Below are 21,685 nucleotides of genomic sequence, written 5' to 3'. Positions count from 1 at the left end.
TATTGTTGTTTGCACTAAACGGATGCAAACATGTCACTCGGGCGCGCCAGTGTCAATTACGGGTGACAAGGGAGTCCCGGAATGCTATGCCCGAGTGACCGGATTTCAGCTCGATAGAGTCAGCTTGATACTTTTAGCACTACAGCATGGCCTTCTTCGTTGGACAACCCTAACTTAACCACGCTTCCCGGCTTGGTGCCTAGTAGTGCAAGGCCGAAGGGGGAGCCAATGCATACGTCATCTTTGTCGCCGTCATGGCCGGTACTGGAATCTGTTAAGCGGAAGGTGAGTACCGAAGAGTCCAAGCAGTTAATCAGCGTGACTGTGCTGCCAATCAAAGCCGTATTTTTAGGCGATGTGATGGGGTTGCTGTAGATCCTTCCCAGCTTTGCGTTAAGTGTTTTGATATCACGTGAACCCAGGTTAAAACCTACATTCATCATCATGTCAGTATCTCTGCCTGCTAAAAAATTCTGTTGTTACGGGTGCCACAAACGTGTTGTCGATTGTGTTCTACAAAAACATAGGAAAGCTCGCGAGCACCGAGTGGCGGGGCTCGCCGACTAATGGAAGGTAATCGAAAGTGGGATTAAAGAAACCATAGAAAGCTCCTTCATTGAGGTTGACGGCACCATAGCAGCTTTGGAATTAAAGGCAAGGATGTGCCAGATCACCCCGGTTTAGTTGAACCAACCCAACCCTGAACTAAACTGCAAACTTGATGACAGGCGCGCACCAAAGAGGGAGTGTTCTGGTAAATGAAAGCAGGCGGGCGGGGTATAGCAAAGGATTTGAAAGACCTGTCACCGGCCTATTTTGGCATGGTGATGGCCACGGGGATTATCTCTTTGGCAGCGCACATGCTGGAATTTCATGTAATTGCCAAAGGCTTGTTCTATTTGAACCTGTGTTTTTACGCAGCATTATGGGCTGCCACGGTTGCACGCTTTGTGCTCTATCGGCAGGCCTTTCTACTTGATGTAATAGACCACCTGCGTGGCCCCGGTTTTTTTACCTTGCCTGCGGGCTCCAGTGTTCTGGGCAGCCAATTTATCATGCTGACGGATTTTACTCTGGCCGGGCGGGTGCTTTGGGTTCTTGCGATCCTGCTTTGGCTGGCACTGACTTACACCATATTTACGGCCTTTACGGTAAAAGAAGAAAAGCCGTCGCTGGACAAAGGCATTACTGGTGGATGGTTGTTGGCAGTGGTGGCAACCCAATCCATTGCGGTGCTCAGTGCCTTGATTGCTGTGGAGATGCCTCAGCCTTATAAGCTGGGGGTCAACTTTCTCGCGCTATCTATGTGGCTTTGGGGCGGCATGCTGTACATCTGGATGATGTCGCTGATTTTTTACCGTTATACCTTTTTCAAATTCTCACCGGGGGATCTTGCGCCGCCATACTGGATCAACATGGGTGCCATGGCGATCTCGACGCTGGCCGGCTCCCTGCTGATTGTCAATGTGAAAGACGCGCCGTTTCTGGACTCACTGCTGCCTTTTCTGAAGGGCTTCTCGGTGTTCTATTGGGCCACAGGAACCTGGTGGATACCCATGCTGTTTATTCTGGGTATCTGGCGCCATGTATACAAAATGTTCCCGCTGGAATACGACCCTTTGTATTGGGGAGCGGTGTTCCCATTAGGGATGTATGCAGCCAGCACCTATGAGATGGCGGCTGCTCTGGGCTTTCACTTTCTGGATTTTATCCCCATCAGCTTTTTTTACCTTGCCCTGACTGCCTGGGCCATTACCTTTATTGGGCTGGTGCGATCATTCAGGCCGGAGAAGTTACGTGGCTGACGGCAGGCGTTGTGGCTGGCGCATCACCGGCTAGCTGCTTTTGCATGCGCAGGCTGTTGAGCAGAACACAGAAGCTGCTGAGGGACATGGCAATGGCGGCAATCACCGGCTGAATCCAGCCCGCAACCGCCAACGGTATCACCAGAGCGTTGTAGCCCACTGCCCAGAAGAGATTCTGGTACATGAGTTTGCGCGCTCGCTGTGCCAATTGCAGGGTGGCGGGCACCCTGCCGATGCTTTCTGTGAGGTAAATCGCTGCTGCGGCACCCGTGGCGGAAGCGGCGTTACCTACGGCGATACCCAACCTTGCACCGGCCAGAGCCAAGCCATCGTTGAGGCCGTCACCCACAAATACGGTGGGAGTCTGTTTTTCCAGATTGTCGATAAAGCTGTGTTTCTGCTCGGGTGAGTACTCTGAGAGTACGTGCTCGGGGGCAATGCCAAGGCGCTTAGCCAGATCGAGACAAGCCTTGCGGGTATCTCCACTGAGCAAATATGTGGCGTAGCCCTGATGCACAAGTTGGCGGATCGTTGCTATCGACTCCGGTCTGAGGGTTTCGTGAAATCCAATCTTGCCTGCATAAAGCCCATTACAGGCCAAATGAACGCTCATTCCGGTATCTTCGCTGGGAGGTACCTCGACACCCTGTTCCCTTAGCCAGCTCGCGCGACCCGCCAGAATGACACTTGCATCGCTCACCCAGCGCGTACCCGCACCGGTAATGCTTTCTCGTGTGCCCTCTGGAGCTGCGGCAAGTGGCGAGGCCAATTCCGTCATTAGACCTCGGGCAACCGGGTGCATGGATTCCCTGAGCGTATCCTGCGCCAACTGCAATAGCTGCCTTTGGGTCCATTGGCCGAACGGCGTGATGCTGTCTACGCTGGGCTCGCCTGTAGTTAATGTGCCGGTTTTGTCGAATACAATCGCACCTACTTCGGCGGCAGCCTCAAGAGCCGCTGGATCCTGCAGCACAATGCCGTGGTTGATCATATTGGCATGGCCCATGGTGATCACCAGAGGGATGGCCAAGCTGAGTGCGCAGGGGCAGCTGATGATCATAACCGCCAGCCCACGGGCCGCTGCCTCTGGCACCGGAACGCCTTGAGCAAGAGCAAGGCCAACCGCCAGTGCTGCGGCAATTAGGATAACCGGTAAAAGAATGCGGGCAATGCGATCAGTGAGTCGCTGCAGAGTGGTTTTGCGGCTGAGCAGGGCGCTGATGGAGCGGGATAACCGGTCGATGCGGCGCTGGCCGGTGCTGGCGGTTATGACCAGTTCAAGCTCACCTTCAAGCAACTGGCAGCCTGCTAGCAATTCGGCGCCCGGGCTAAGTAGCTGAGGCATGTGCTCGCCTGTCAGCATGGCGAGATCGGCTTGCCCTTGCCCTTGCACAACCTGACCATCCAGCGCCAATTGTTCACCGGCCCGGAGAACAATACGTTCGCCGATTTTAATATCTTCGGCTGGCCGGGTTTCCAGTTTTCCTGTCGCAGTTTTGAGGGTGACCTGTTCGGGTACGTGCTGAAGATAGCGGCGGATGATTTCCGAGGCGCGCCGACGCACGCTGGTATCCAGTAATCTCGCGATTAGTTGGAAAGTGATCAGCATAACCGCGGCGTCGAAGTACACGTGGTAGCTGCCGGCGGCGAGCTGCCAAGCCGAGATAATGCAGGCCGCGAATACCGCCAGAAAGATCAGGCTATCTAGGCCCGGCGCACCTGCAATAAGGGTTCGCCAGCCCACCCGGTAGAAATGGGAGCCGGAATAGAGCACAACGGGCGCTGCGAACAGGCCGCTGGCCAGCGCAAGTGGCCATAAAGCTTCCGGCTCTACCGCACCCAGTGGAGCCAGATAAATCAGCAGGGCTGGCATCATGCTCCACATGCCGAAAACCACTGCAACGGCCAGGCGCCTTTGTAGATGCTTGCGCACCGACTCTGCTTGCAGCTTGCTGCGGTCTGGGTCAACCGAACTGTGCAAACGGTAGCCCAGACGGGCAACAGCTTGCTGGAGCTTAGCCAAGGGCGGCCTCTCTCCATCCCAGCAAACCATAGCAACGTCTGCTGCGAAGTTAACAGCGGCGTCACTAACGCCAGGCTGTTTCTTCAATAGAGCTTCAACAGCAATAGCACAGCTGCCACAGCGCATCCCCTCAATCATCAGGATGGCCTGGTTTTGCTCTTTTTTTGCTGTGCTACTGTTGCTGGTGACCATCTCAGGGCTCCCCGAAAACCTCCTTCAGTTCCTCGGCAGACCAATCCCCGCGCTCGCCGAAGCGTTCCACATGTTCAGCTACTGCCGCCGGGTCTATCTCGTTGGCGCTATTGCCCCACTCGCTGCGGGCATAGCTCAGAACAGCAGCCAGCTCTGCATTGGAGAGAGTGCCGCCAAATTTAGGCATGACACCTTGAAAACTGTTGCCTGCAACCTCGATCTTGCCTTGCAAACCGTCGTGCACGATAGCCACTGGAATAGCCGCATCGGCTACCAGCCATTCACTTCCAGCCAGTGGTGGAAAGGCGCCCGGTACACCTTGCCCGTTGGCTTGGTGGCAAGCACTGCACTGAGCACTGTAGATGGCTTTGCCGTCGGGTTTTGCGGCTGCTGTACTGCTGTCGGCACCGGCGCTCGCCGGGGCTTCCGCGCTGCTATCGATATTTGAGCCAGCGGATTTGGGTGCCTGCTGCACAGTGGCTACCGGTGAGCGGCTATCACCACCCAGCATGGGCTTGCCAATCTGCCAGGCGTAATAGCCCACCCCCCACACAATCAGTATGGCAATCCAGGCCAATACGATCTTTGGCGTGGCGCGTGTGCCTTCTTCCGGTTCGGGCGCTTCACGAAATTGAGCGCGATGATCATGCTGGTTCATGGCGCACGGTTCTCCTTGGGCTCATCGGAATTCGACTGCTTTTTCGGCAAAGTGGGCGCCGGGTAAGTGTGGTCAAGGGCGAGCATGTACTCCGCCAATGCCAGCGCATCTTCGGTGGCGACGATTTTGCCGGTTTCAGGACCATAGGGCGGTGGTATGTTCACCACTTTGTCCCCCTCTACCGGTTCTTCCACATGGCGGAACAGGAAAGGGTAGGACGGCATGATGCTGCCTTTGATGATTGCTCTGGGGTTGTACAGGTGCATTAGCTGCCAGTCGATGCTGGGCTGGCGGGCGCCAATGTTGAACAGGTCCGGGCCGGTACGCATGGTGCCCAGCAAGTGAGGCTCATCGTAAGCATAGTCTCCGGGCACCGATGGGCGGCCCCAACCCCGCGCTTTATCGCCAGGCGCAAAACTTGGATCGCGCGGTTGCTGGCTGTGGCAGTAAACACAGCCATTGGCGATATATACTTGCCGACCACGCTGTTGTTGTTCTGTGTATGGCTTAAGGTCTGGCGGTATCTGCTCAGCAGACATTTGCAGGTAAGGCATAACCACCAGAGTAAGCGTGGCCAGCAACAGAATCAGAGCTGCGCCGACCATTATTGCGAGAGCACGTTTCATTGGGCGTTCTCCTTGGTGGCTGGGCGGAAGAGAGTCGGTTGCTCAGTGGCGGCCCCACTGCGCAGTAACATGGCGATGAAATGAAACGCGAATACTAGATGCCCGAGGGTCATCAGAGCGCCACCGACTGTGCGAGCTTGAAGACCGGGCAGTGTCATTTTTACAATGTCCATAAAAGGCATGGCCGCATCGAGCAGTGCAACACCCTGCTTCCAACCTGCAACGGTGAGCGATACCACGTAGATCAGAATGCCGGCGCTGACCAGCCAGAAATGCAGGCTGATCAATTTGCGCCAAGGCCACTCCCAGTTGGTGAGGCGGGGCATAATGAAATACACCGCACCGAACAGAATAAAACTCAGGAAGGCATACATGCCAAGGTGGGCATGGGCAACGGTGTAGTGGGTGAAGTGAGTAATCACGTTAATGCTGCGCAGTGCTTCCATGGAGCCCTGAAGCGATGCCACGGTGTACATGAGCGCGCCGATCCATACAAAACGCAGAGTTGGCGAGTCTTTGAGGCGCCCGAAGTTGCCCATCATGGTGCCGTGGTGGTTGATAGCAACGGTAATCACCGGAATCGACATCATCACACTGTGGACAATCGAAAGCGTGACCAGCCACGTAGGAATGGGACCGCCAATGAGGTGGTGAATGCCAACCTGACTATAAAACAGCGCCAGCGACCAGAAGCCGATAAGCGATAATTGATACGAAATGATTGGCCTACCGAGAATCTTCGGAATCATGTAATACGCAATGCCAATGCCGATGGGCGTTACCCAGAGGCCAAGCACGTTGTGAGCGAACCACCAGTTAACCGTGGCGCCAGAGGCACCGGGAAAGGCGAAAGGCAGGTTGGCAATGAGGAACAGGAAGGGAAACCACACCAGCGCCGCCATCAGGTACCAGCTTGTAACATAGAGATGTTCCACTTTCCGGTTGGCGGCGGTGAGTAGCAATGGCACGGCACACAAGGCGCCGCCGACGACAAACAGAATGTCGATCTGCCAGGGGAACTCCAGCCACTCCTCGCCATCGGACAGGCCCAGCGTGATGGCGCTCAAGCCCAAAATCAGACCGATATTCCAGATAAAACCGCCGATAACGGCGTACTTGCCGCCCACCAGTGAGGTTTTAAACAGCCGTGGAATCAAGAACAGTGCCACACCAATGCCCGCCATGGACGCCCAGCCGTAGGTAACCGCATTAAGGTGAACGGGACGAATTCGGCCAAAGGTAAGAAACTCACTGGCTGTCAAAAACTCCGGTAGGTGCATCTTTATGGAAGAAGCTAGGCCGAAAAACGAGCCTAAAAGTAGCCAGAAAACCGATGAGCTGAGCCAGGTCAGTACCGCGGTTCTGGAGGATTGATCGGCAGACCAGCGGGCTTCGATGGCTTCGGTCTGCTCGCTGGTGTCACCGGTGAAAGGTTCGTCAGCGGCCCGTGCCGGGTCTTCACTGTGACCTTCTTCACCCGGTGAGAAGATGGTGCGGGCCGCGGCCTGACCGTGACTGAACTGATTGTTGGCAATAGACCAGATCAGTAGCAGCAAACCCACCGTGGAGAGCACGAAGGTAATGATCAGGAGAATGGCGATGGTAGGCGTCATAGTCTTTCCTGTTGATGCATTACAAATACATCTTAAATAGATCCACTATTCTTTTTCAACAGAATGCAGGTTTTTTAAGCAGTATTTGTATTCGCTTAGTAGGTAACGAAGAGTTGCAATACAGTAACGCGGCTGGCTCTCTTGAACGATGGTTGCAGTTGTTCTAAGTCAAGTATGGCGGCTAGAAGGTAAAGGCTCTGGGCTGAAAATGCAGCCCAGACTTCTGTGTAAACCGATGATTGAGATTAGTTACGAGCTGGCGTAAGGCACATAAACTTTGCGCGGCCGCCCTCAATGGCACCAGCGGGAAGGTTAGCGTTACTCGTGCAGACATCGCCCTCTGGAGTGAAAGTAAAGTCCCGTAGGAAGGTCACTCGAGTCGGGCTTGGGTAGGCCTGAAAGATCTCGGCTTTTGGATCAAAGCGCAGTATGCGGTCCGACATGTTCGCGGCGATCCAGACATGTTGGGTACTCGGCTCAACTGCAACGGCGTAAGGCGTTTCATATTCTCCCTTGGCCAATACCGGGAGCTCGTAGCTTTTAACAAAGTTCTCCGTGGCGGTATCAAACTTCATCAGAACGCCGCTTTCAAATGATGGAATCCAGAGCGTGCCGTCTTTGGCGAAGCGCAAGCGTCTGGGTGCCGGGTAGGGTGTCTCGAATTCCGTCACTGCAAGGGTTTGAGGATCTATTTTGCCAATACGGCCCGCATAAAGTTTGGAGTACCAAATCATGCCATCAACTGGATTCACATCGATACCGTAAGGCAGGTTCAGCACATCACGGCCTTCACCGGTTACCTTGTGGTGTGACAGTGCCACGTGCATGTCCTTTTTGCCGAACCAAGAAGCCACCTTGAGTATGGTTGGCAGCATGGCATCGGCTACCCAGCGCCAAGCGCCATTGGAAGGCAGGTCGATAATGGTGAGTTCGCGGGTTTCAGGGTCCATTCGGCCAACCTGATTGGACAGGGCAAGGGTAAACCACAAGGTGCCCTGCTTATCGAACCTTAACGTGTGTGGGTAGACCGTATCGCCCCCGAGAGAGACAAACTCGGTATTGCGGGTTTTTGGATCAAAAATGCCGATTTCAGACGCCAGTGAGTTGGTGGTGTACAGTTTGCCGTTTGGCCCTTCAATAATAGAGTGCGGCCCATGGTGAGCGGCAAAGGTTCCCAGTGGTGCCACGGCACCTGAAAACATACCGCCCAGAGGTAGATCGTTTGCTGGCCATTGGACATTATCGATCTCGTTTTTGGCGCGATCGAGTATCCAAAGTTTATCGGCACTCATGTCCACGCCGTATATCAGGCCATCCTCTTTGCTGATTTCAATGTCGTGCACGTAGTTGATTGGCCCGCCAAAAGGCCATTCCCGAATCACTGACCCCGGTAGGTTGTTGTGCATTTCGAGGGTGCGCACGGCAGAAACCGGTTCGCCGTTGAAGTTGGCTGATAGGGTTTTGGCGAAGTCTTCCTCATTTTGCCACGTCAGCATGGCGCCATAGCCCTGCATGCGATCAAGGGTATCGCGCCACTGCTCTTCTGTTTTCTCCACGCGGGTGGTGGCATTGCCGATCTGGTGGCAGAAGTGGCACTGGCTAATAAAATCCTGTTTTGTGTCTGCATTCTGCCAATCCACTGCCGAGGCGTGGGCACTGGCAGTGAGGCGCTCCGAGATGTCCTTGGGATCGGTAAGTTTTTGCAGTTGTAGCCTTATGGCCGACTGAGCACCGGGCTCGATGGTCAGCAGTGTGTCAGCGTAGGCCGCTCCCGCCCGGGCCCGGAGGGTGAGTGGCGGTTGCAGTGAATCCTCATCAAGTGCCCAGTTACCATCTGCTCCGGAATAAGTAGTGGCAGACACGCCTCGGCTATCGATTACCGTAACCATCGCACCGCCAACCACAATGTCGTCTGGCGTGGTATCTGCCAGAACCACCTGACCTGAGAACTGTACAGAGGCGGCATATAACGGGCTGGCCAGCATTGCCAGTGCGGCTGATATCGCCCGTGCGGAGCACTTTCTTATTATCATCGTCAGGTTCCTCGGGAACATAGAGTGAATACAGGATTATGCTCCTATCCTCGTTCAGATCTTTTGTAGCAATACTGCTTTCCGTGCCATAAACTTGATTTTTTACGCCAACACGGTAAATGCTCGCCCTATGACCCAGTTTTCCCGCGCCTCATCCCTAGCTCGTTTCGATGAATTTGCGACAAAGAATGGGCTGGAATATCAGAAGATGCTTAAGCTCGTAGGCTTGCCAGCAGATGTGTTGCAGCATCCCGAAAGTCTGATTTCTTACCAGCGAATTGAGCTACTGATGGAGCTATCCGCCAGCGAATCGGGTAATCCATTGTTTGGCTTAGAGTATGGGCTGTTTCAGGGCGTCGATATATTCGGGCCTTTGCTGTATTTGCTGAAAAACGCCCAAACGGTTCTCGAGTCCCTGATTGAGCTAACAGACTTCTACCATCTGCACTCCAGTGGAGCCTTGGTGACTATTGAGCAACACGGTAATTTGGTGATTTTGAGTTATAAGCCAACTCTTGGGAGCGAAACCACGGGTCGGCAGGCCATTGAGTTGGCGATCGGTGTAGGTAAGCAATTACTGCACGCACTGCTGGGCAAGCGTTGGCAGCCCAGTGCGGTGTATTTGCAAAGTGCTCCCGGGGCGGATGTTGCCGATTATCGGCGGTTACTGGGTCAAGTTCCGCGATTTAATAGCGAGACCAACGGTTGCGTGTTTGATGCGTCTTTGCTGCGATCACCCCTGAGTGAGTCTGATCCGGTTCTTCACAACCTTATGCGACAGCATATGGAGAAGTTAGACAGCATGCCACTGAAGGAGTTGCCTGCCTACGTGCAGCATCTGATCAGCAGTTTTTTGCCGAATGGGCGGGTAACCGTCGAGCAAGTTGCAGATTACATGATGCTTAGCCGTCGCACTCTACAGCGGTATCTAGCAGATGAAGGAACCAGCTTTCAGCAGTTGCTGGAAAACACCCGCAAAACAATGGCAACGCGTTATTTGAGGGAGTCTGAAGTTAGCCTCACACAGCTCTCGGGCATGCTTGGCTATGGCGACCTTGTAGCATTCTCGCGGGCGTTTCACCGGTGGTACGGCAAAAGCCCGAGACAGTGGCGTAAGGATGAAGGTATTGGTGGGGCATCCCGCCGATTAGTCTCTCGGCGTGCAATGCCAGCTTGGGTTAAGGCCTAGAACTATGCTTACGCAGTGCACGTGCAATCAGTTTAAGCATGATGGCATTGAATGGCCCGGGCAGGTAGCGTGCGGCAAAGGCGGTAAGCTTGCCGGAAAACCCCGGAATAATCTGCCAGCGCCCGGCATCCAGCCCGGTAACAATCTGGTCGCAGGCGCTGTCAGGCTCTAGCGAACCGGCCAGTGCTTTCAGTTCCAAAGATACCGGGTTAGCGTCCGTACGCTCCTTTTCCACCATAGGCGTTGTGACTTCTGGCGGGCAGATGCAACTGATGTGAATGCCCTGCGGTTCATATTCGTAACGCAAAGTAGTGGCAAGCCCGACCACGCCAAACTTTGACGCTCCATAGGCGGCATACGCGTAGTTGCTGGTAAGACCTGCGATAGAAGCCACGAGCGCCAGACGACTGCCGGGTTTCATGGTTGGAAGCACAGCCTTGGCAAAGTGACAGCTGCCATTGAGGTTAATGTCGACTACCCGTCGAAATTCGCTTGGCTGCATATCGGAAAAAGCTTTGTTAATTACCACGCCTGCTGAATTAATGGCGAGATCGGGTGCGCCATAGGTGTCAATGGCGGCCATAATAGACGTTTGAGTTCGGCCATAGTCGGTAAGGTCTGATACGTGAAACTGCCAGCTTGTTTGTCCAACACCGGCAGAGACATCTAACTGACCACGACTTTCGTTCGACAGGGTTATATCCAGCACAGACACCCGACAGCCTCGCTGTAGATATCTTGAGGCGATACCCAAGCCTAGACCGCTGCCGCCACCAGTGATGATTACGTGGTTGTAGATTGTCATTGCATCGCACTCCGGGCAGCCAGACCTATTGGATTATTGTTGAGCGATGCTACGATACAAAACGTGACAAAAGTTGATAAAGTGTGCCGCATAGTTGATGAAGCGTGACGGCTAGAGACTAGTGAAGCGGCGCGTCCGGTGTCAGGCTGAGGTTTCTATAACGGGTCGCGAGCTCGCCTCCACCGTGTGCCCTTCCGTTAGTCCGCCGAAGCGGCGATAGAATCCGGCGGTCGGGCCGGGCAGGGGGCCTGAAGCGTTTTCGAGAACGTCAGCCAGATATGCATCAGAACGGCTGTAAATCGCGCGGTACAGGTTGCGGCAGAGCTGTTTGGCACTGCGCCCTTCCCAGTCCCCCGGTAAGAGCTCATCTGGCAATAGAGGGTCTCTAAGCAGCACTTTGCGATACTCATGAATCAGTAGAATGCGCGCGGTGACACAGTCTTCCGGACTCAGGTTGTCGTTTGTGCTTAGCTCGCGCCAGAGTGGACGGAATTTTTCAAGAAACCGCTTATATCGAAACCCTAGTTCGTCGAGGTTCCAGCTTTCTTTTACCTGTCTACGTAGGGCCTTTGGGCTTCGCTGCTCCAGTGGCTGGGTCTGCATAACAATGGTGTCTTCCAGAGCACCCCATTCCTGCAATAGCGGCACCAGTTCATGACGCGTGAAGCGCGGATGCTCCATAACGCCGGAAGCCATATTGCCGAAGCTTAGCCACTTCAGTTCCTCGCGCACTTTGGCGCGGGTTTCCGGCTCTAGTTGGTTAAGAAAAACCAGACACCAGCTGCCGTTCCAGTCGTCTGTGCCAAGGGTATAAACGTGTTCGAAGGCCTGCTGGAACCTCCGAAGCCCAGCTCCGGTAACGCTGTAATAGCTGCAGCGGCCTACTTTTTCGGTTTGTAGCCAGCTTTCCTGAACCAACCGGTAAACTGAGGTGCGAACCAGTCGTTCACTCACGCCCATTGGGGTGAGCAGTTTCATTAGGCTGCCCAGCCACACATTGCCGCCGCGGGGATGAATGATATCGCCATAGATTGTAATGATCAGTGAGCCTGCCCTCAAAGGGCGTTTTTTCTGAAAATCTAGAATAAGGCTTTCAAGCTGTTGTTTTGCTGACATAGTCTCTTATCTCTTCAAAACTTTTGGCCCGGCGGTATTGGCAGGCTTGGCGATGCTCCGGCGCCATTATCCTGTTTAAAGTCACCGCGTAAAGCCGCTTGCATTCCCCGAAGCGAGCAACACTATTGATTCGTGTGTCAGTTTCACTTGGGCTTTCAGTATTAGCCGCGCGAGGCCTAGGCGATCGAGCTACACGTCGTCCTGCCGGTAAGCGCGCAGCAACTCATACATTGGTCTATAGCTGCCGCGTTTGGCCTGTTCTCTGGTTGACAGGAATGTAGTGATACAATATTTTCCATTGATATTCGTCAACGGTATCGTATTATTGGGATGGCGAATAGAAGATTATTGTGATGATAGACCAATGTCTGTCGCGCTGCGCTGAAATCAGACTATTGTGAAAGGGTACGTGATACAAAAACGTACCCATTCTGCATGAAATACCGTTCTGTTTTCGGAAACTCTAGGGCATATAAAACCAAAACGCCCTGATAACATTCGGGAGAACAACAACAATGTTTAAGAAAATAACGCGTCGAGCAAGTAAGGTTGCGGCTATTGCAGCAGCCGGTCTATTAGCGATGAACGTTCAGGCTGCGGATCCCATCCGCATAGGTTCTTTTCTATCCGTAACTGGCCCTGCTTCCTTTCTGGGTGATCCGGAGCTGAAAACTCTGGAAATGTACGTTGAAAAAATCAACAAAGAAGGCGGTGTTCTGGGTCGTCAACTGGAGCTTATCCATTACGACGATGCAGGCAACGCGTCAAAAGCCCGTAATTTCGCAAGCCGTCTGATCCGTTCAGACCGGGTAGATATTATCGTTGGCGGCAGCACCACGGGCGCCACTATGGCGGCTGTGCCCATGGTCGAGCAGGCCGGTATTCCATTCATATCTCTGGCGGGTGCGGTTGTTATCACCAACCCTGTTAAGAAGTGGGTTTTCAAAACTCCGCAAACCGATCGTATGGCGGCAGAGCGCGTGCTGATGGATATGAGAGAGCGTGGCCTAAATAAAGTTGGGCTAATCTCAGGTACCGGTGGCTTCGGTAGCTCGGGACGTGAGCAAACGCTTGCTGCAGCCAAGGCGATGGGCGGTATTGAAATTGTTGCGGATGAAACCTACGGCGGTTCCGATACCGACATGACGGCTCAGCTTACTAATATCCGCGGCACCGACGGTGTTCAGACTGTTCTGAACTTCGGCTTCGGGCAAGGCCCGGCTATCGTTACCCGTAACTACGCCCAGTTGGGTGTCGAGCTACCTTTTTACCAGTCCCACGGTGTTGCTTCCGATGGATTTCTGGAATTGGCCGGTAACAGCGCCGAGGGTCTGAGATTGCCCGCGTCGCCTTTGCTTGTGCCAGAATCCCTGCCGGAGTCTGATCCGCAAAAGCCGGTGGTTGAAGCCTACAAAAGTGAGTACGAAGCCCGTTGGAACACCAAAGTGTCCACCTTCGGCGCCTACGCTTACGATGGCTTGATGCTGGCGGTTGAAGCCATCGAGAAAGCCGGATCTACCGATAAGGCAGCCGTGCGTGATGCGCTTGAAAACATCAAGGGCCACGTGGGTGTAACCGGTACGTTCAACATGACACCTGACGACCACAACGGTTTGCAGGCGAATTCCTTCCGCATCCTTGAAGTTCGGGATGGTGGTTGGAAGTTGATTGATTAAGCCTTTCTTTATCCGTACCACAGGCTGCCAGCTATTCCCCTGAAGCTGGCAGCCGCTGCGCGAGCGGACCCGATTATGTTCTCTGAATTCCTGCAGTACCTGTTTACGGGTATCACCATTGGTGCTACCTACGCCCTGATTGCTCTGGGCTTTACCCTGATATATAACGCCAGCCACGTTATTAACTTCGCTCAAGGCGAGTTTCTGATGATCGGCGGAATGGCGACCGTTTCCCTGACCGCCATGGGTGTACCCATGCTCCTAGCGATCGTGCTGGCCGTAGTGCTTGCGGGCGTTTTGGGTGTTGCGCTGCAGCGTCTGGCTATTGCACCCGCAAAAAATGCGGATGTGGTTACGCTAATTATCATCACCATTGGCGCGTCTATCTTTATTCGTGGCCTTGCCCAGTTGGTATGGGGTAAGGAATACCACGTTATGCCCAACTTCAGCGGCGATGAGCCGATTCAGATTTTTGGCGCTGTACTGAATAGCCAGAGCCTTTGGGTGCTGGGTGTTGGCTCGGTTCTTGTGGCGGTACTGGTGTACTTCTTTACCCGTACATTGACTGGCAAGGCCATTCTGGCGACATCAATGAACAAAGACGCCGCGCGACTGGTGGGTATTCGTACCCAAGTTGTGTTGATGCTGGCGTTCATGGTGTCTGCGCTGCTGGGCTCCGTAGCCGGTATTGTCGTGGCGCCGATTACGTTTACCTCCTATGACATCGGCATCATTTTAGGGCTGAAAGGCTTTGTGGCGGCAGCCATCGGTGGGCTCGGCAGCGGCATGGGTGCCGTTGTAGGTGGCTTGGCGCTGGGTGTGGTTGAAGCCATGGCCGCGGGCTATTTGTCGTCTGATTACAAAGATGCCGTCGCCTTCTCGATGATTCTTTTGGTGTTGTTCTTCATGCCCCGGGGCCTGTTTGGCGCCAAAGTTGTGGAGCGGGTGTGATGATGGCTCAATTCTCGCAGTTCCGTCTCAAGGGTCTGGTATTTCTGGCCATCGTGGTGTTTGCGTTACCACTGTTCATTTCCAACCCGTTTCATTACAGCCTGGCAACGCAGATTGCGTTGATTGCTGGCGCGGTGGTTGGCCTTAACCTATTGGTGGGCTTTGCTGGCCAAATCAGTCTGGGCCATGCCGGGTTTTTCGGCATAGGTGCGTACTTCAGTGGCATCATGACCAGCAATTACGGTTGGTCTGCCATTCCCGCTTTAATTGTGGGCGCCGTTGGAGTGGCCGTTATTGCGTGGGTTGTCGGTCGCCCCATTCTGCGCCTCAAAGGCCATTATCTCTCTATGGCGACCCTCGCTGTTGGCTTCATTATTGCGATTATCCTGAACAACGAACGGGAACTAACCGGCGGGCCGGATGGCATGCCAGTGCCCTCCTTCGACGTGTTCGGCTGGGAACTCAGCGTTTTTGGCCAGTATTCGTTGTTCGGTATGGAGATTAGTGGTGATCTGGCCTGGTATCTGTTTGCTGGGGTGGTATTGCTGGCTGCGGTTTGGTTGGCACAGAACCTTATCGATTCACCCATAGGCCGCGCCTTGCGCTCTGTACATGGCTCTGAGGTTGCTGCCAGCGTGGTCGGAGTAAACACCGCCAAGTATAAGAGCCTAGTGTTTGTGATCTCTGCGGTCTACGCAAGTGTGATGGGTGCACTTTACGGGCATTTTCAAGGCTTTATTACGCCGTCGGTGGCAAGTTTCGACTTCTCGATTCTGTTGATCACCATGGTGGTTTTGGGCGGCATGGGCTCAACCATTGGTGTGATTATCGGTGCTGTGGTGCTGGAACTACTGCCGCAACTGTTGGCCGATTTTCAGGAGATGGAGATGGTGTTGTTTGGTCTGATATTGATGTTGACCATGATCTTTATGCCCAAGGGATTGCTGCCGACTGCTGCAAATTTCTTGGCCAAACGCCGCGCGAAGTCTGCCGGAGGTGACGCATGACGGCTCTGGTAGAAGTCAATAATTTGTCCAAGGCGTTTGGCGGCGTACACGCTGTTGAAGGTGTTAGTTTTTCAGTGGAGGCTGGGCAGGTGTATTCGGTGATCGGCCCCAACGGAGCCGGTAAAACCACACTGTTTAACCTGATTACAGGCTTGTATACACCCACCAGTGGTGAGGTGAAGCTTAATGGTGAAAGCATTGCCAAGCTGCAGCCAAACCAGTTGGCTGAGCGTGGTATGTGCCGAACCTTCCAGCAGATGCAGATTTGCATGAATATGACGGCCATTGAAAACGTAATGCTGGGCCGACATCTGACATTAAAAAGCAATTTGTTGACCACGCTATTCCGCTTGCCTGCGCTCACCCGTGGTGAGAAGGCCGCGCGCAAGACCTCCGCAGAACTGATGGAGTTTGTGGGTTGTGGTGAATACCTCGATACCGAGGCTTCTGCCATGTCTTACGGGGCGCTAAAGCGTCTTGAGATTGCCCGGGCTCTAGCGGCCGAGCCAAAGGTTGTGTTGCTGGATGAGCCAGCGGCAGGCCTGAACGCTGTGGAGACCGCCGCACTGGAAGATCTGATCCGCAAGATAGCAGAGCAGGGTATTACCGTAATGCTGGTTGAGCACGACATGAAGCTGGTGATGGGAATTTCCGACCGTTTACTGGTGCTTAACTATGGGCGCGTACTGGCTGAAGGCACACCGGAACAGATCCGCACGAATCCGGATGTGATTGCAGCCTACCTGGGCGGTTAAACGGAGCGAGGAATAATTACAATGACACAGACACCGACCAACGTCGCGCCTGAAGACAGCTACAGCCTGCAAGCCATAAGCACGATTGTTCAGGAACATCAGGCCCTGTGGCGCATACTGGATTTGCTGGATCAGCTTCAGCACGACATGAACATTAATGAACAGAAGCCCGATGAAACGCTGTTCAGCACCATCTTTGATTACATTCAGCACTTTGCACGACGAGTACACAGCTCCCCCGAAGAAATTGTTCTGTATCGTGTTCTGGGTGAAAAGTCGCCGGACACCAAGCCGCTGTTGGATAAGCTGGCTCACGGGTATGTGATTGGTGATCAAAAGATCAATGAGTTGCGCCATCTGCTGATGGTGTGCATGGAAAAGTGGCCGGATGGCAGGGAAGACTTCAGCCACGCGTTGGCACGGTTTACTGAGGCCCTGCGCAAGCACATCAAGAAAGAAGAAGGTGTGGTTATTCCCCGGGCGCGAAAACTCCTGACTGAAGACGATTGGCGCCTGATTACGGAATCTCGGGACCAATCCAATGATCCGCTGTTTGGCGAACGGGTGCGGGACGAATTCCGCGAGTTACGCCACCGCATTGTGAGTTACACGCCGGAACGCCTTGGTGGTCTTGGGCTGCATCATGCCCCGCGCAGAACCGCTAAGCACGCGACGGAGGAAATGCTTTCTATTCAAGGCCTGAAGACCTCTTATGGCCAGATAGAAGCTCTCCACGGCATTGATATCCGCATAAACAGCGGTGAAATTGTATCTCTGGTCGGCGCCAACGGCGCGGGCAAGTCGACGTTGCTGATGACGATCTCCGGACTGCAGGCGACAGACAGCGGTAGTATTAATTTTGAAGGAAAAGACCTGCTGAAAATGAGCACGGACCAGCGGGTTGCCAATGGCATTGTGCAGGTTCCTGAGGGCCGTCAGGTGTTCAAGGATCTGAGCGTTGAAGACAACTTGCTGTTAGGCGCCTACACCCGTGGGCGCAGCCCAGAAGTGGAAGACGACATTGAACGCATGTATGAGAAGTTCCCCATACTGCGCCAGAAACGTCGCAACTTGGCGGGTGAGTTGTCTGGCGGGCAGCAACAGATGCTGGCGATGGGCCGCGCGCTCATGGCTAAGCCCAGACTCTTGTTATTAGACGAACCCAGTATGGGACTGGCGCCGCTGATCATTGAAGAGATCTTCAACATTGTTAAAGAGCTTAAAAATGAAGGCATGACCATCTTCCTGGTAGAGCAGAATGCCTCTCAGGCGCTTGCACTTGCCGACCGGGGTTATGTGCTGGAAACCGGCCGAGTGGTTATCGAGGGCACTGGCCGCGAGTTGCTGAGCAACGAAAAAGTGCGTGAGGCTTATTTGGGTATGTGATGGAACGCTAGGCACAAAAAAACCGCCAGAGCATTTAGCTGCTGGCGGTTTTTTTTGGCCGGAGAAATAACTCCGGCTCTTTGGCACATTCCTTTTTAGCCCCTTCCTTTTTAGAGACCAGCCTTTTTAGCAACTAGCGTCAGAATGTCATAGCTGGCAACCAGCTCATCATTCTGATTGGTTACCTGAACATCCCAAACTACCACACCTTGCGGGTGGCCATCCGGTGAGGTTCGGCCTTGATCAATCTTACGCTTGCACGTCAGGCGGGCGCGAATGGTATCGCCTGGTGCGACCGGCTCGATAAAGCGCAGGGTATCCAGACCGTAGTTAGCCAGTACCGGGCCTTCGGCCGGGTGAACGAACATGCCTGCAGCTGCCGACAACACAAAGTAACCATGGGCAATACGCTTGCCGAACTGGCTGTTTTTGGCTGCAATCTCATCAAAGTGCATGTAGAAGTGGTCGCCAGACAGGCAACCGAAGTTCACCAGATCTGCTTCCGTTACCGTGCGGCGATGGGTCAGCAGCGACTGGTTAATCTGCAGGTCTTCAAAGTGATAGCGGAACGGATGTATGTCGTTCTCGATTACCTTGGCGCCACGGATGTACTCGCCGGTAACGGCGGCCAGCATGGTGGGCGAACCCTGTATAGCGGTGCGTTGCAGATAGTGATATACGGCGCGGATACCGCCTAGTTCTTCGCCACCACCGGCGCGTCCAGGGCCACCGTGTTTTAGCATGGGTAGTGGAGAGCCGTGGCCCGTGGATTCCTTCGCTGCTTCTGCATCCAACAAGTGTAGGCGGCCATGGTAGGCAGCCAGCGCCGGTGCCAGCTTGGCAATCGTAGCCGCATCGCGAGTGGTAACCGTGGTAACCAATGAGCCGCGGCCCTTGGCAACCAGCTCAACGACATCGTCTAGCGAGTTATAGGGAATAACCGTGGCAACCGGGCCGAACGCCTCTATGTCGTGAGCGCCACAGCCGTTCTCTGGATTGCGGCACAACAGCAGGTGTGGTTCGATGAACGCGCCTTTTTCCGTGCCTTCGCCCGTGGGCTTGAAGCTGCCGTCGCCACCAACAACCAGCTCACTGGTTTTCAGCAATTCCTGAATGTTGGCTTTTACATCTTCCAGCTGATCGATGGAGGCCAGAGCACCCATGCGCACGCCTTCCACCGAGGGGTCGCCCACGGTGATTTTCGACAGGCGCTCTTTGAGCTTGTCGCACACAGCCTGTACGTGTTCCTGAGGCACCATTACACGGCGGATTGCCGTGCATTTCTGGCCAGCCTTAGCCACCACTTCACGACCGATTTCCCGTACGAATAGATCAAACTCTTCGTGTTCGGGTGTTACATCCGGAGCCAGAACGGCGCTGTTAAGCGAATCGGCCTCGGCATTGAACGGAATGGAGCGGTTGATGATGTTTGGGTGGTTGCGCAGCATGCGGGCGGTTTTCGCCGAACCGGTAAAGGTAACCACATCCTGCTCTTCCAGGTGCTCGAACAAATCGCCCGTGCTGCCGATGATCAACTGCAGGCTGCCTTCAGGCAGGGCGCCGGATTCATGCATTAGGCGCACCGCTAGTTCGGTGACATAACAGGTGGATGTTGCTGGCTTCACAATGGAAGGCATGCCCGCCAAAAAGGTAGGTGCAAACTTTTCCAGCATGCCCCAAACAGGGAAGTTGTAGGCATCGATATGAATGGCTACACCACCACGGGGCACCAAAATGTGTGTGCCCGCGAAGTGGTTGTTCTTGCCGAGTTGGGTAACCGGGCCTTCGTGAACCACATTACCTGAGGGCAGCTCGCGCCGACCCATGCTGGCGTAGGAAAACAGGGTACCGAACCCGCCATCGATATCGATGCCGTTGTCGGATTTGCTGGAGCCGGTGTGCATGGATAGAGCATAGAGTTCCTTTTTATGCTCCTGCAGGTAAAGCGCCATGGCTTTAAGCGCCAAAGCGCGTTCCTGAAAGTCCATGGCCATCAGGTTTTTGCCACCAACTTTGCGGCCATACTCAACCGCTTTTTTGAAGTCCAGCGTGTCGTTGTGAGTATGCGCAACAATTTCGCCGTTGATGGCGCTGGGCAGGGCTTTCGCCTGTTGCCCACCAATCCATTCGCCGGCAATAAAACTTTTAAGAACTGACATGTACAAAAACTCCAGAATGTCTATTCGTCGTAGTCGAGAGTGACCTTGTCACTCACGGGGTAGCACTGACAGGACAGCACATAGCCTGCGGCTACTTCGTAGTCTTCAAGGGCAAAGTTCTGGTCCATTTCTACTTCGCCTTCTACTACCTTGGCGCGGCAGGTTGAGCACACACCAGCCTGACACGAGTAGGGCAGGTCGGCGCCTTCGTCGATGCCAGCCTGAAGAACGCTCTTGGTGTCGCGTACCAGATCAAAGGTGAGGGAGCGACCGTCTGCTTTAACGGTGACAACGCTAACGGCGTCCGGATTGATGTTGGTGTCTGCGCGGTCTTTGCGTGCCTGAGGTACACCGCCGGCTGGAGTAAAGAGTTCGTAGTGAACTTTCGACTTGTCCAGACCATGACGCTCTAGGGATTCCCGTACCACTTCTGTCAACATCTGGGGACCGCAAAGGAATGCGCCGGTTAGGTTTTTAGCGTCAATCCAGTGGTCGAATAACTGATCACACTTGTCGCCATCAATGCGCCCGTTGTACAGGTCTATGTCCTGCTCTTCCCGGGTGAAGATGTACACCAAGTTAAAGCGGGTCATGTATTCGTTTTTCAGATCCTGCAGCTGGTCGCGGAACATAGTGCTGCTGGTACCTTTGTTGCCGTAGAACAAAGTGAACTGGCTCTTGGGCTCGGTTTCCAGCGTAGTTTTTATGATGGACAGAATCGGGGTGATACCACTGCCAGCCGCAACTGCCAGATAGTTGCCTTCCCGCTCGGGATCCAGATCGATACCAAAAGTACCTTGGGGCGGCATGACTTCCAGAGTAGATCCAGGCTTAAATTGTTCATTGGCCAGACTGGAGAATACGCCACCGGGCACACGCTTGATGGCGATGCGCAGTTCCGCATCGTTCACGCTGGAGCAAATGGAGTAGGTGCGGCGAACTTCTGCGCCATCTACTTTGGTTCGCACCACAAGGTGTTGGCCTTGCTTGTACTTGAATTTTTCTGCCAGATCTTCCGGCAGATCAAAGCACAAGGATACGGCGTTTCTTGTTTCCGGCCTGACCTCTTTGAGGGCCAGTGAGTAGAATTTATTCATGATCGTATCGGCTCTATATGCATTTGAAGTAGTCGAAGGGTTCGCGGCAATCAAGGCAGCGGTAAAGCGCCTTGCAAGCTGTGGAGCCGAATTCGCTGAGGCGTTCAGTGTGTTCGCTGCCACATAGAGGGCAGGCAATCACATCGTCGGCGCCCAGCAGGCTCATTTTGCTGGCACTGCCCTGAGGCGGCGCTATGCCAAATGCCCGGAGTTTCTCCCGGCCTTCTTCTGTTATCCAGTCTGTGGTCCAGGCGGGTGTCAACACGCGGTTGATCTGTGGGTCACGAATGCCAGCTGCACGCATGGCTTCGGCGATCAGCTCTTCGATCAGCTCTGTTGCCGGGCAGCCAGAGTAGGTAGGCGTAACATCTACGGTCAGATGCGTGCCATCCCAGCTCAGGTCACGAACAATGCCCAGCTCTACCACGCTTACCGCGGGCACCTCCGGGTCCAGAACGTTATCCAGCAATGCCCAGATTGCGTCTTCTGTCAGCAGATCCGGGCGGGCGTTAGCCGGCACCCGGTCGCTAGCAATCAGTACGTCTACAGACGACGGTTCATGTTCGTTCACCGGTGATGCTCCCCTTATCAGAC

18 protein-coding genes and 1 pseudogene are annotated in these 21,685 nt (G+C 54.2%); 8 read left to right on the top strand and 11 right to left on the bottom strand.

Annotated elements, in window-relative coordinates; genetic code table 11:
• Positions 1-119 precede the first annotated feature (119 nt).
• Positions 120-446, bottom strand: coding sequence for a GreA/GreB family elongation factor (locus tag MWU62_RS00900; RefSeq protein ID WP_247112986.1), 327 nt, complete (start codon positions 444-446; stop codon positions 120-122).
• A gap of 312 nt (positions 447-758) precedes the next feature.
• Between MWU62_RS00900 and MWU62_RS00895 the strand changes: the two genes are divergently transcribed.
• Positions 759-1,805 carry a tellurite resistance/C4-dicarboxylate transporter family protein gene (locus MWU62_RS00895; protein WP_247112985.1) on the top strand — a complete coding sequence of 349 codons (1,047 nt, stop codon included), beginning with the start codon at positions 759-761 and terminating at the stop codon, positions 1,803-1,805.
• Here MWU62_RS00895 and MWU62_RS00890 read toward each other — a convergent pair.
• The 5 genes from MWU62_RS00890 to MWU62_RS00870 all read right to left on the bottom strand — a co-directional run bounded on the left by MWU62_RS00890 (position 1,780) and on the right by MWU62_RS00870 (position 8,950).
• Positions 1,780-4,020, bottom strand: a complete 2,241-nt coding sequence (locus tag MWU62_RS00890) for a cation-translocating P-type ATPase (protein WP_247112984.1) — start codon at positions 4,018-4,020, stop codon at positions 1,780-1,782. The two genes, MWU62_RS00895 and MWU62_RS00890, sit on opposite strands and share 26 nt — an antisense overlap.
• Position 4,021: 1 nt before the next feature.
• A complete protein-coding gene (locus MWU62_RS00885; protein ID WP_247112983.1) occupies positions 4,022-4,678 on the bottom strand; it encodes a cytochrome c in 657 nt (218 codons plus the stop codon).
• The gene (locus MWU62_RS00880) at positions 4,675-5,304 is read right to left on the bottom strand and encodes a cbb3-type cytochrome c oxidase subunit II (RefSeq protein ID WP_247112982.1); all 630 of its coding nucleotides are present in this window, start codon (positions 5,302-5,304) and stop codon (positions 4,675-4,677) included. The genes MWU62_RS00885 and MWU62_RS00880 overlap by 4 nt, the downstream gene beginning before the upstream one ends.
• Positions 5,301-6,917, bottom strand: coding sequence for a cbb3-type cytochrome c oxidase subunit I (locus MWU62_RS00875; protein WP_247112981.1), 1,617 nt, complete (start codon positions 6,915-6,917; stop codon positions 5,301-5,303). Before MWU62_RS00875 ends, MWU62_RS00880 begins: the two co-directional genes overlap by 4 nt.
• Before the next feature lie 245 nt (positions 6,918-7,162).
• The gene (locus tag MWU62_RS00870; RefSeq protein WP_247112980.1) at positions 7,163-8,950 is read right to left on the bottom strand and encodes a hypothetical protein; all 1,788 of its coding nucleotides are present in this window, start codon (positions 8,948-8,950) and stop codon (positions 7,163-7,165) included.
• A 130-nt stretch (positions 8,951-9,080) separates the two neighbouring features.
• Here MWU62_RS00870 and MWU62_RS00865 point away from each other — a divergent pair, with 130 nt between their 5' ends.
• Positions 9,081-10,139 (top strand): AraC family transcriptional regulator, encoded by a 1,059-nt coding sequence (locus MWU62_RS00865; RefSeq protein WP_281494725.1) that lies wholly within the window; start codon positions 9,081-9,083, stop codon positions 10,137-10,139.
• Here the strand turns inward: MWU62_RS00865 and MWU62_RS00860 are convergent.
• Both MWU62_RS00860 and paaX read right to left on the bottom strand, forming a co-directional pair.
• Positions 10,129-10,944, bottom strand: coding sequence for an SDR family NAD(P)-dependent oxidoreductase (locus MWU62_RS00860; protein WP_247112978.1), 816 nt, complete (start codon positions 10,942-10,944; stop codon positions 10,129-10,131). The two genes, MWU62_RS00865 and MWU62_RS00860, sit on opposite strands and share 11 nt — an antisense overlap.
• A 141-nt stretch (positions 10,945-11,085) precedes the next feature.
• Positions 11,086-12,060 carry a phenylacetic acid degradation operon negative regulatory protein PaaX gene (paaX, locus tag MWU62_RS00855; RefSeq protein WP_247112977.1) on the bottom strand — a complete coding sequence of 325 codons (975 nt, stop codon included), beginning with the start codon at positions 12,058-12,060 and terminating at the stop codon, positions 11,086-11,088.
• A gap of 515 nt (positions 12,061-12,575) precedes the next feature.
• Between paaX and MWU62_RS00850 the strand changes: the two genes are divergently transcribed.
• The 6 genes and pseudogenes from MWU62_RS00850 to MWU62_RS00825 all read left to right on the top strand — a co-directional run bounded on the left by MWU62_RS00850 (position 12,576) and on the right by MWU62_RS00825 (position 17,835).
• Entirely contained in the window at positions 12,576-13,736 is a 1,161-nt protein-coding gene (locus MWU62_RS00850; protein ID WP_247112976.1) for an ABC transporter substrate-binding protein, read from the top strand.
• A 75-nt stretch (positions 13,737-13,811) separates the two neighbouring features.
• Positions 13,812-14,687, top strand: coding sequence for a branched-chain amino acid ABC transporter permease (locus MWU62_RS00845; protein ID WP_200363127.1), 876 nt, complete (start codon positions 13,812-13,814; stop codon positions 14,685-14,687).
• Positions 14,687-15,694: a branched-chain amino acid ABC transporter permease gene (locus tag MWU62_RS00840; RefSeq protein ID WP_247112975.1), complete on the top strand. Its 1,008-nt coding sequence runs from the start codon at positions 14,687-14,689 to the stop codon at positions 15,692-15,694. The genes MWU62_RS00845 and MWU62_RS00840 overlap by 1 nt, the downstream gene beginning before the upstream one ends.
• Positions 15,691-16,449 (top strand): ABC transporter ATP-binding protein, encoded by a 759-nt coding sequence (locus tag MWU62_RS00835; protein WP_200363123.1) that lies wholly within the window; start codon positions 15,691-15,693, stop codon positions 16,447-16,449. Before MWU62_RS00840 ends, MWU62_RS00835 begins: the two co-directional genes overlap by 4 nt.
• Before the next feature lie 21 nt (positions 16,450-16,470).
• Positions 16,471-16,920: pseudogene (locus MWU62_RS00830) on the top strand (hemerythrin domain-containing protein); the annotation flags it as partial.
• 210 nt (positions 16,921-17,130) lie between these two features.
• On the top strand, positions 17,131-17,835 hold the full coding sequence (locus MWU62_RS00825; protein ID WP_247113288.1) for an ABC transporter ATP-binding protein: 705 nt from the start codon (positions 17,131-17,133) through the stop codon (positions 17,833-17,835).
• Positions 17,836-17,945: 110 nt separating this feature from the next.
• Here MWU62_RS00825 and paaZ read toward each other — a convergent pair whose 3' ends face one another.
• From paaZ to paaD, 3 genes are read right to left on the bottom strand one after another with little or no spacing between them, the layout of a single operon-like run.
• Positions 17,946-19,994 (bottom strand): phenylacetic acid degradation bifunctional protein PaaZ, encoded by a 2,049-nt coding sequence (paaZ, locus tag MWU62_RS00820; protein WP_247112974.1) that lies wholly within the window; start codon positions 19,992-19,994, stop codon positions 17,946-17,948.
• Between the two features lie 20 nt (positions 19,995-20,014).
• Positions 20,015-21,091 (bottom strand): 1,2-phenylacetyl-CoA epoxidase subunit PaaE, encoded by a 1,077-nt coding sequence (gene paaE / locus MWU62_RS00815; RefSeq protein WP_247112973.1) that lies wholly within the window; start codon positions 21,089-21,091, stop codon positions 20,015-20,017.
• A gap of 13 nt (positions 21,092-21,104) precedes the next feature.
• On the bottom strand, positions 21,105-21,626 hold the full coding sequence (gene paaD / locus MWU62_RS00810; protein ID WP_348645620.1) for a 1,2-phenylacetyl-CoA epoxidase subunit PaaD: 522 nt from the start codon (positions 21,624-21,626) through the stop codon (positions 21,105-21,107).
• Between the last annotated feature and the right edge of the window lie 59 nt (positions 21,627-21,685).

The sequence above is a fragment of the Marinobacter sp. S6332 genome, assembly GCF_023016045.1.
In the GTDB taxonomy this organism is placed as follows: domain Bacteria; phylum Pseudomonadota; class Gammaproteobacteria; order Pseudomonadales; family Oleiphilaceae; genus Marinobacter.
Note: the sequence above shows the minus strand (reverse complement) of the source record. Positions and strands in the feature narration are given on the sequence as shown.

What these genes read in the sequence shown, in the direction of transcription:
- MWU62_RS00870 (WP_247112980.1), bottom strand. Translation starts at nt 8,950, where the DNA reads ATGATAATAAGAAAGTGCTCCGCACGGGCGATATCAGCCGCACTGGCA.
- MWU62_RS00895 (WP_247112985.1), top strand. Translation starts at nt 759, where the DNA reads ATGAAAGCAGGCGGGCGGGGTATAGCAAAGGATTTGAAAGACCTGTCA.
- MWU62_RS00875 (WP_247112981.1), bottom strand. Translation starts at nt 6,917, where the DNA reads ATGACGCCTACCATCGCCATTCTCCTGATCATTACCTTCGTGCTCTCC.
- paaX (WP_247112977.1), bottom strand. Translation starts at nt 12,060, where the DNA reads ATGTCAGCAAAACAACAGCTTGAAAGCCTTATTCTAGATTTTCAGAAA.
- MWU62_RS00885 (WP_247112983.1), bottom strand. Translation starts at nt 4,678, where the DNA reads ATGAACCAGCATGATCATCGCGCTCAATTTCGTGAAGCGCCCGAACCG.
- MWU62_RS00825 (WP_247113288.1), top strand. Translation starts at nt 17,131, where the DNA reads ATGCTTTCTATTCAAGGCCTGAAGACCTCTTATGGCCAGATAGAAGCT.
- MWU62_RS00850 (WP_247112976.1), top strand. Translation starts at nt 12,576, where the DNA reads ATGTTTAAGAAAATAACGCGTCGAGCAAGTAAGGTTGCGGCTATTGCA.
- MWU62_RS00845 (WP_200363127.1), top strand. Translation starts at nt 13,812, where the DNA reads ATGTTCTCTGAATTCCTGCAGTACCTGTTTACGGGTATCACCATTGGT.
- MWU62_RS00860 (WP_247112978.1), bottom strand. Translation starts at nt 10,944, where the DNA reads ATGACAATCTACAACCACGTAATCATCACTGGTGGCGGCAGCGGTCTA.
- MWU62_RS00880 (WP_247112982.1), bottom strand. Translation starts at nt 5,304, where the DNA reads ATGAAACGTGCTCTCGCAATAATGGTCGGCGCAGCTCTGATTCTGTTG.
- paaZ (WP_247112974.1), bottom strand. Translation starts at nt 19,994, where the DNA reads ATGTCAGTTCTTAAAAGTTTTATTGCCGGCGAATGGATTGGTGGGCAA.
- paaE (WP_247112973.1), bottom strand. Translation starts at nt 21,091, where the DNA reads ATGAATAAATTCTACTCACTGGCCCTCAAAGAGGTCAGGCCGGAAACA.
- MWU62_RS00840 (WP_247112975.1), top strand. Translation starts at nt 14,687, where the DNA reads ATGATGGCTCAATTCTCGCAGTTCCGTCTCAAGGGTCTGGTATTTCTG.
- MWU62_RS00865 (WP_281494725.1), top strand. Translation starts at nt 9,081, where the DNA reads ATGACCCAGTTTTCCCGCGCCTCATCCCTAGCTCGTTTCGATGAATTT.
- MWU62_RS00900 (WP_247112986.1), bottom strand. Translation starts at nt 446, where the DNA reads ATGATGATGAATGTAGGTTTTAACCTGGGTTCACGTGATATCAAAACA.
- MWU62_RS00835 (WP_200363123.1), top strand. Translation starts at nt 15,691, where the DNA reads ATGACGGCTCTGGTAGAAGTCAATAATTTGTCCAAGGCGTTTGGCGGC.
- MWU62_RS00890 (WP_247112984.1), bottom strand. Translation starts at nt 4,020, where the DNA reads ATGGTCACCAGCAACAGTAGCACAGCAAAAAAAGAGCAAAACCAGGCC.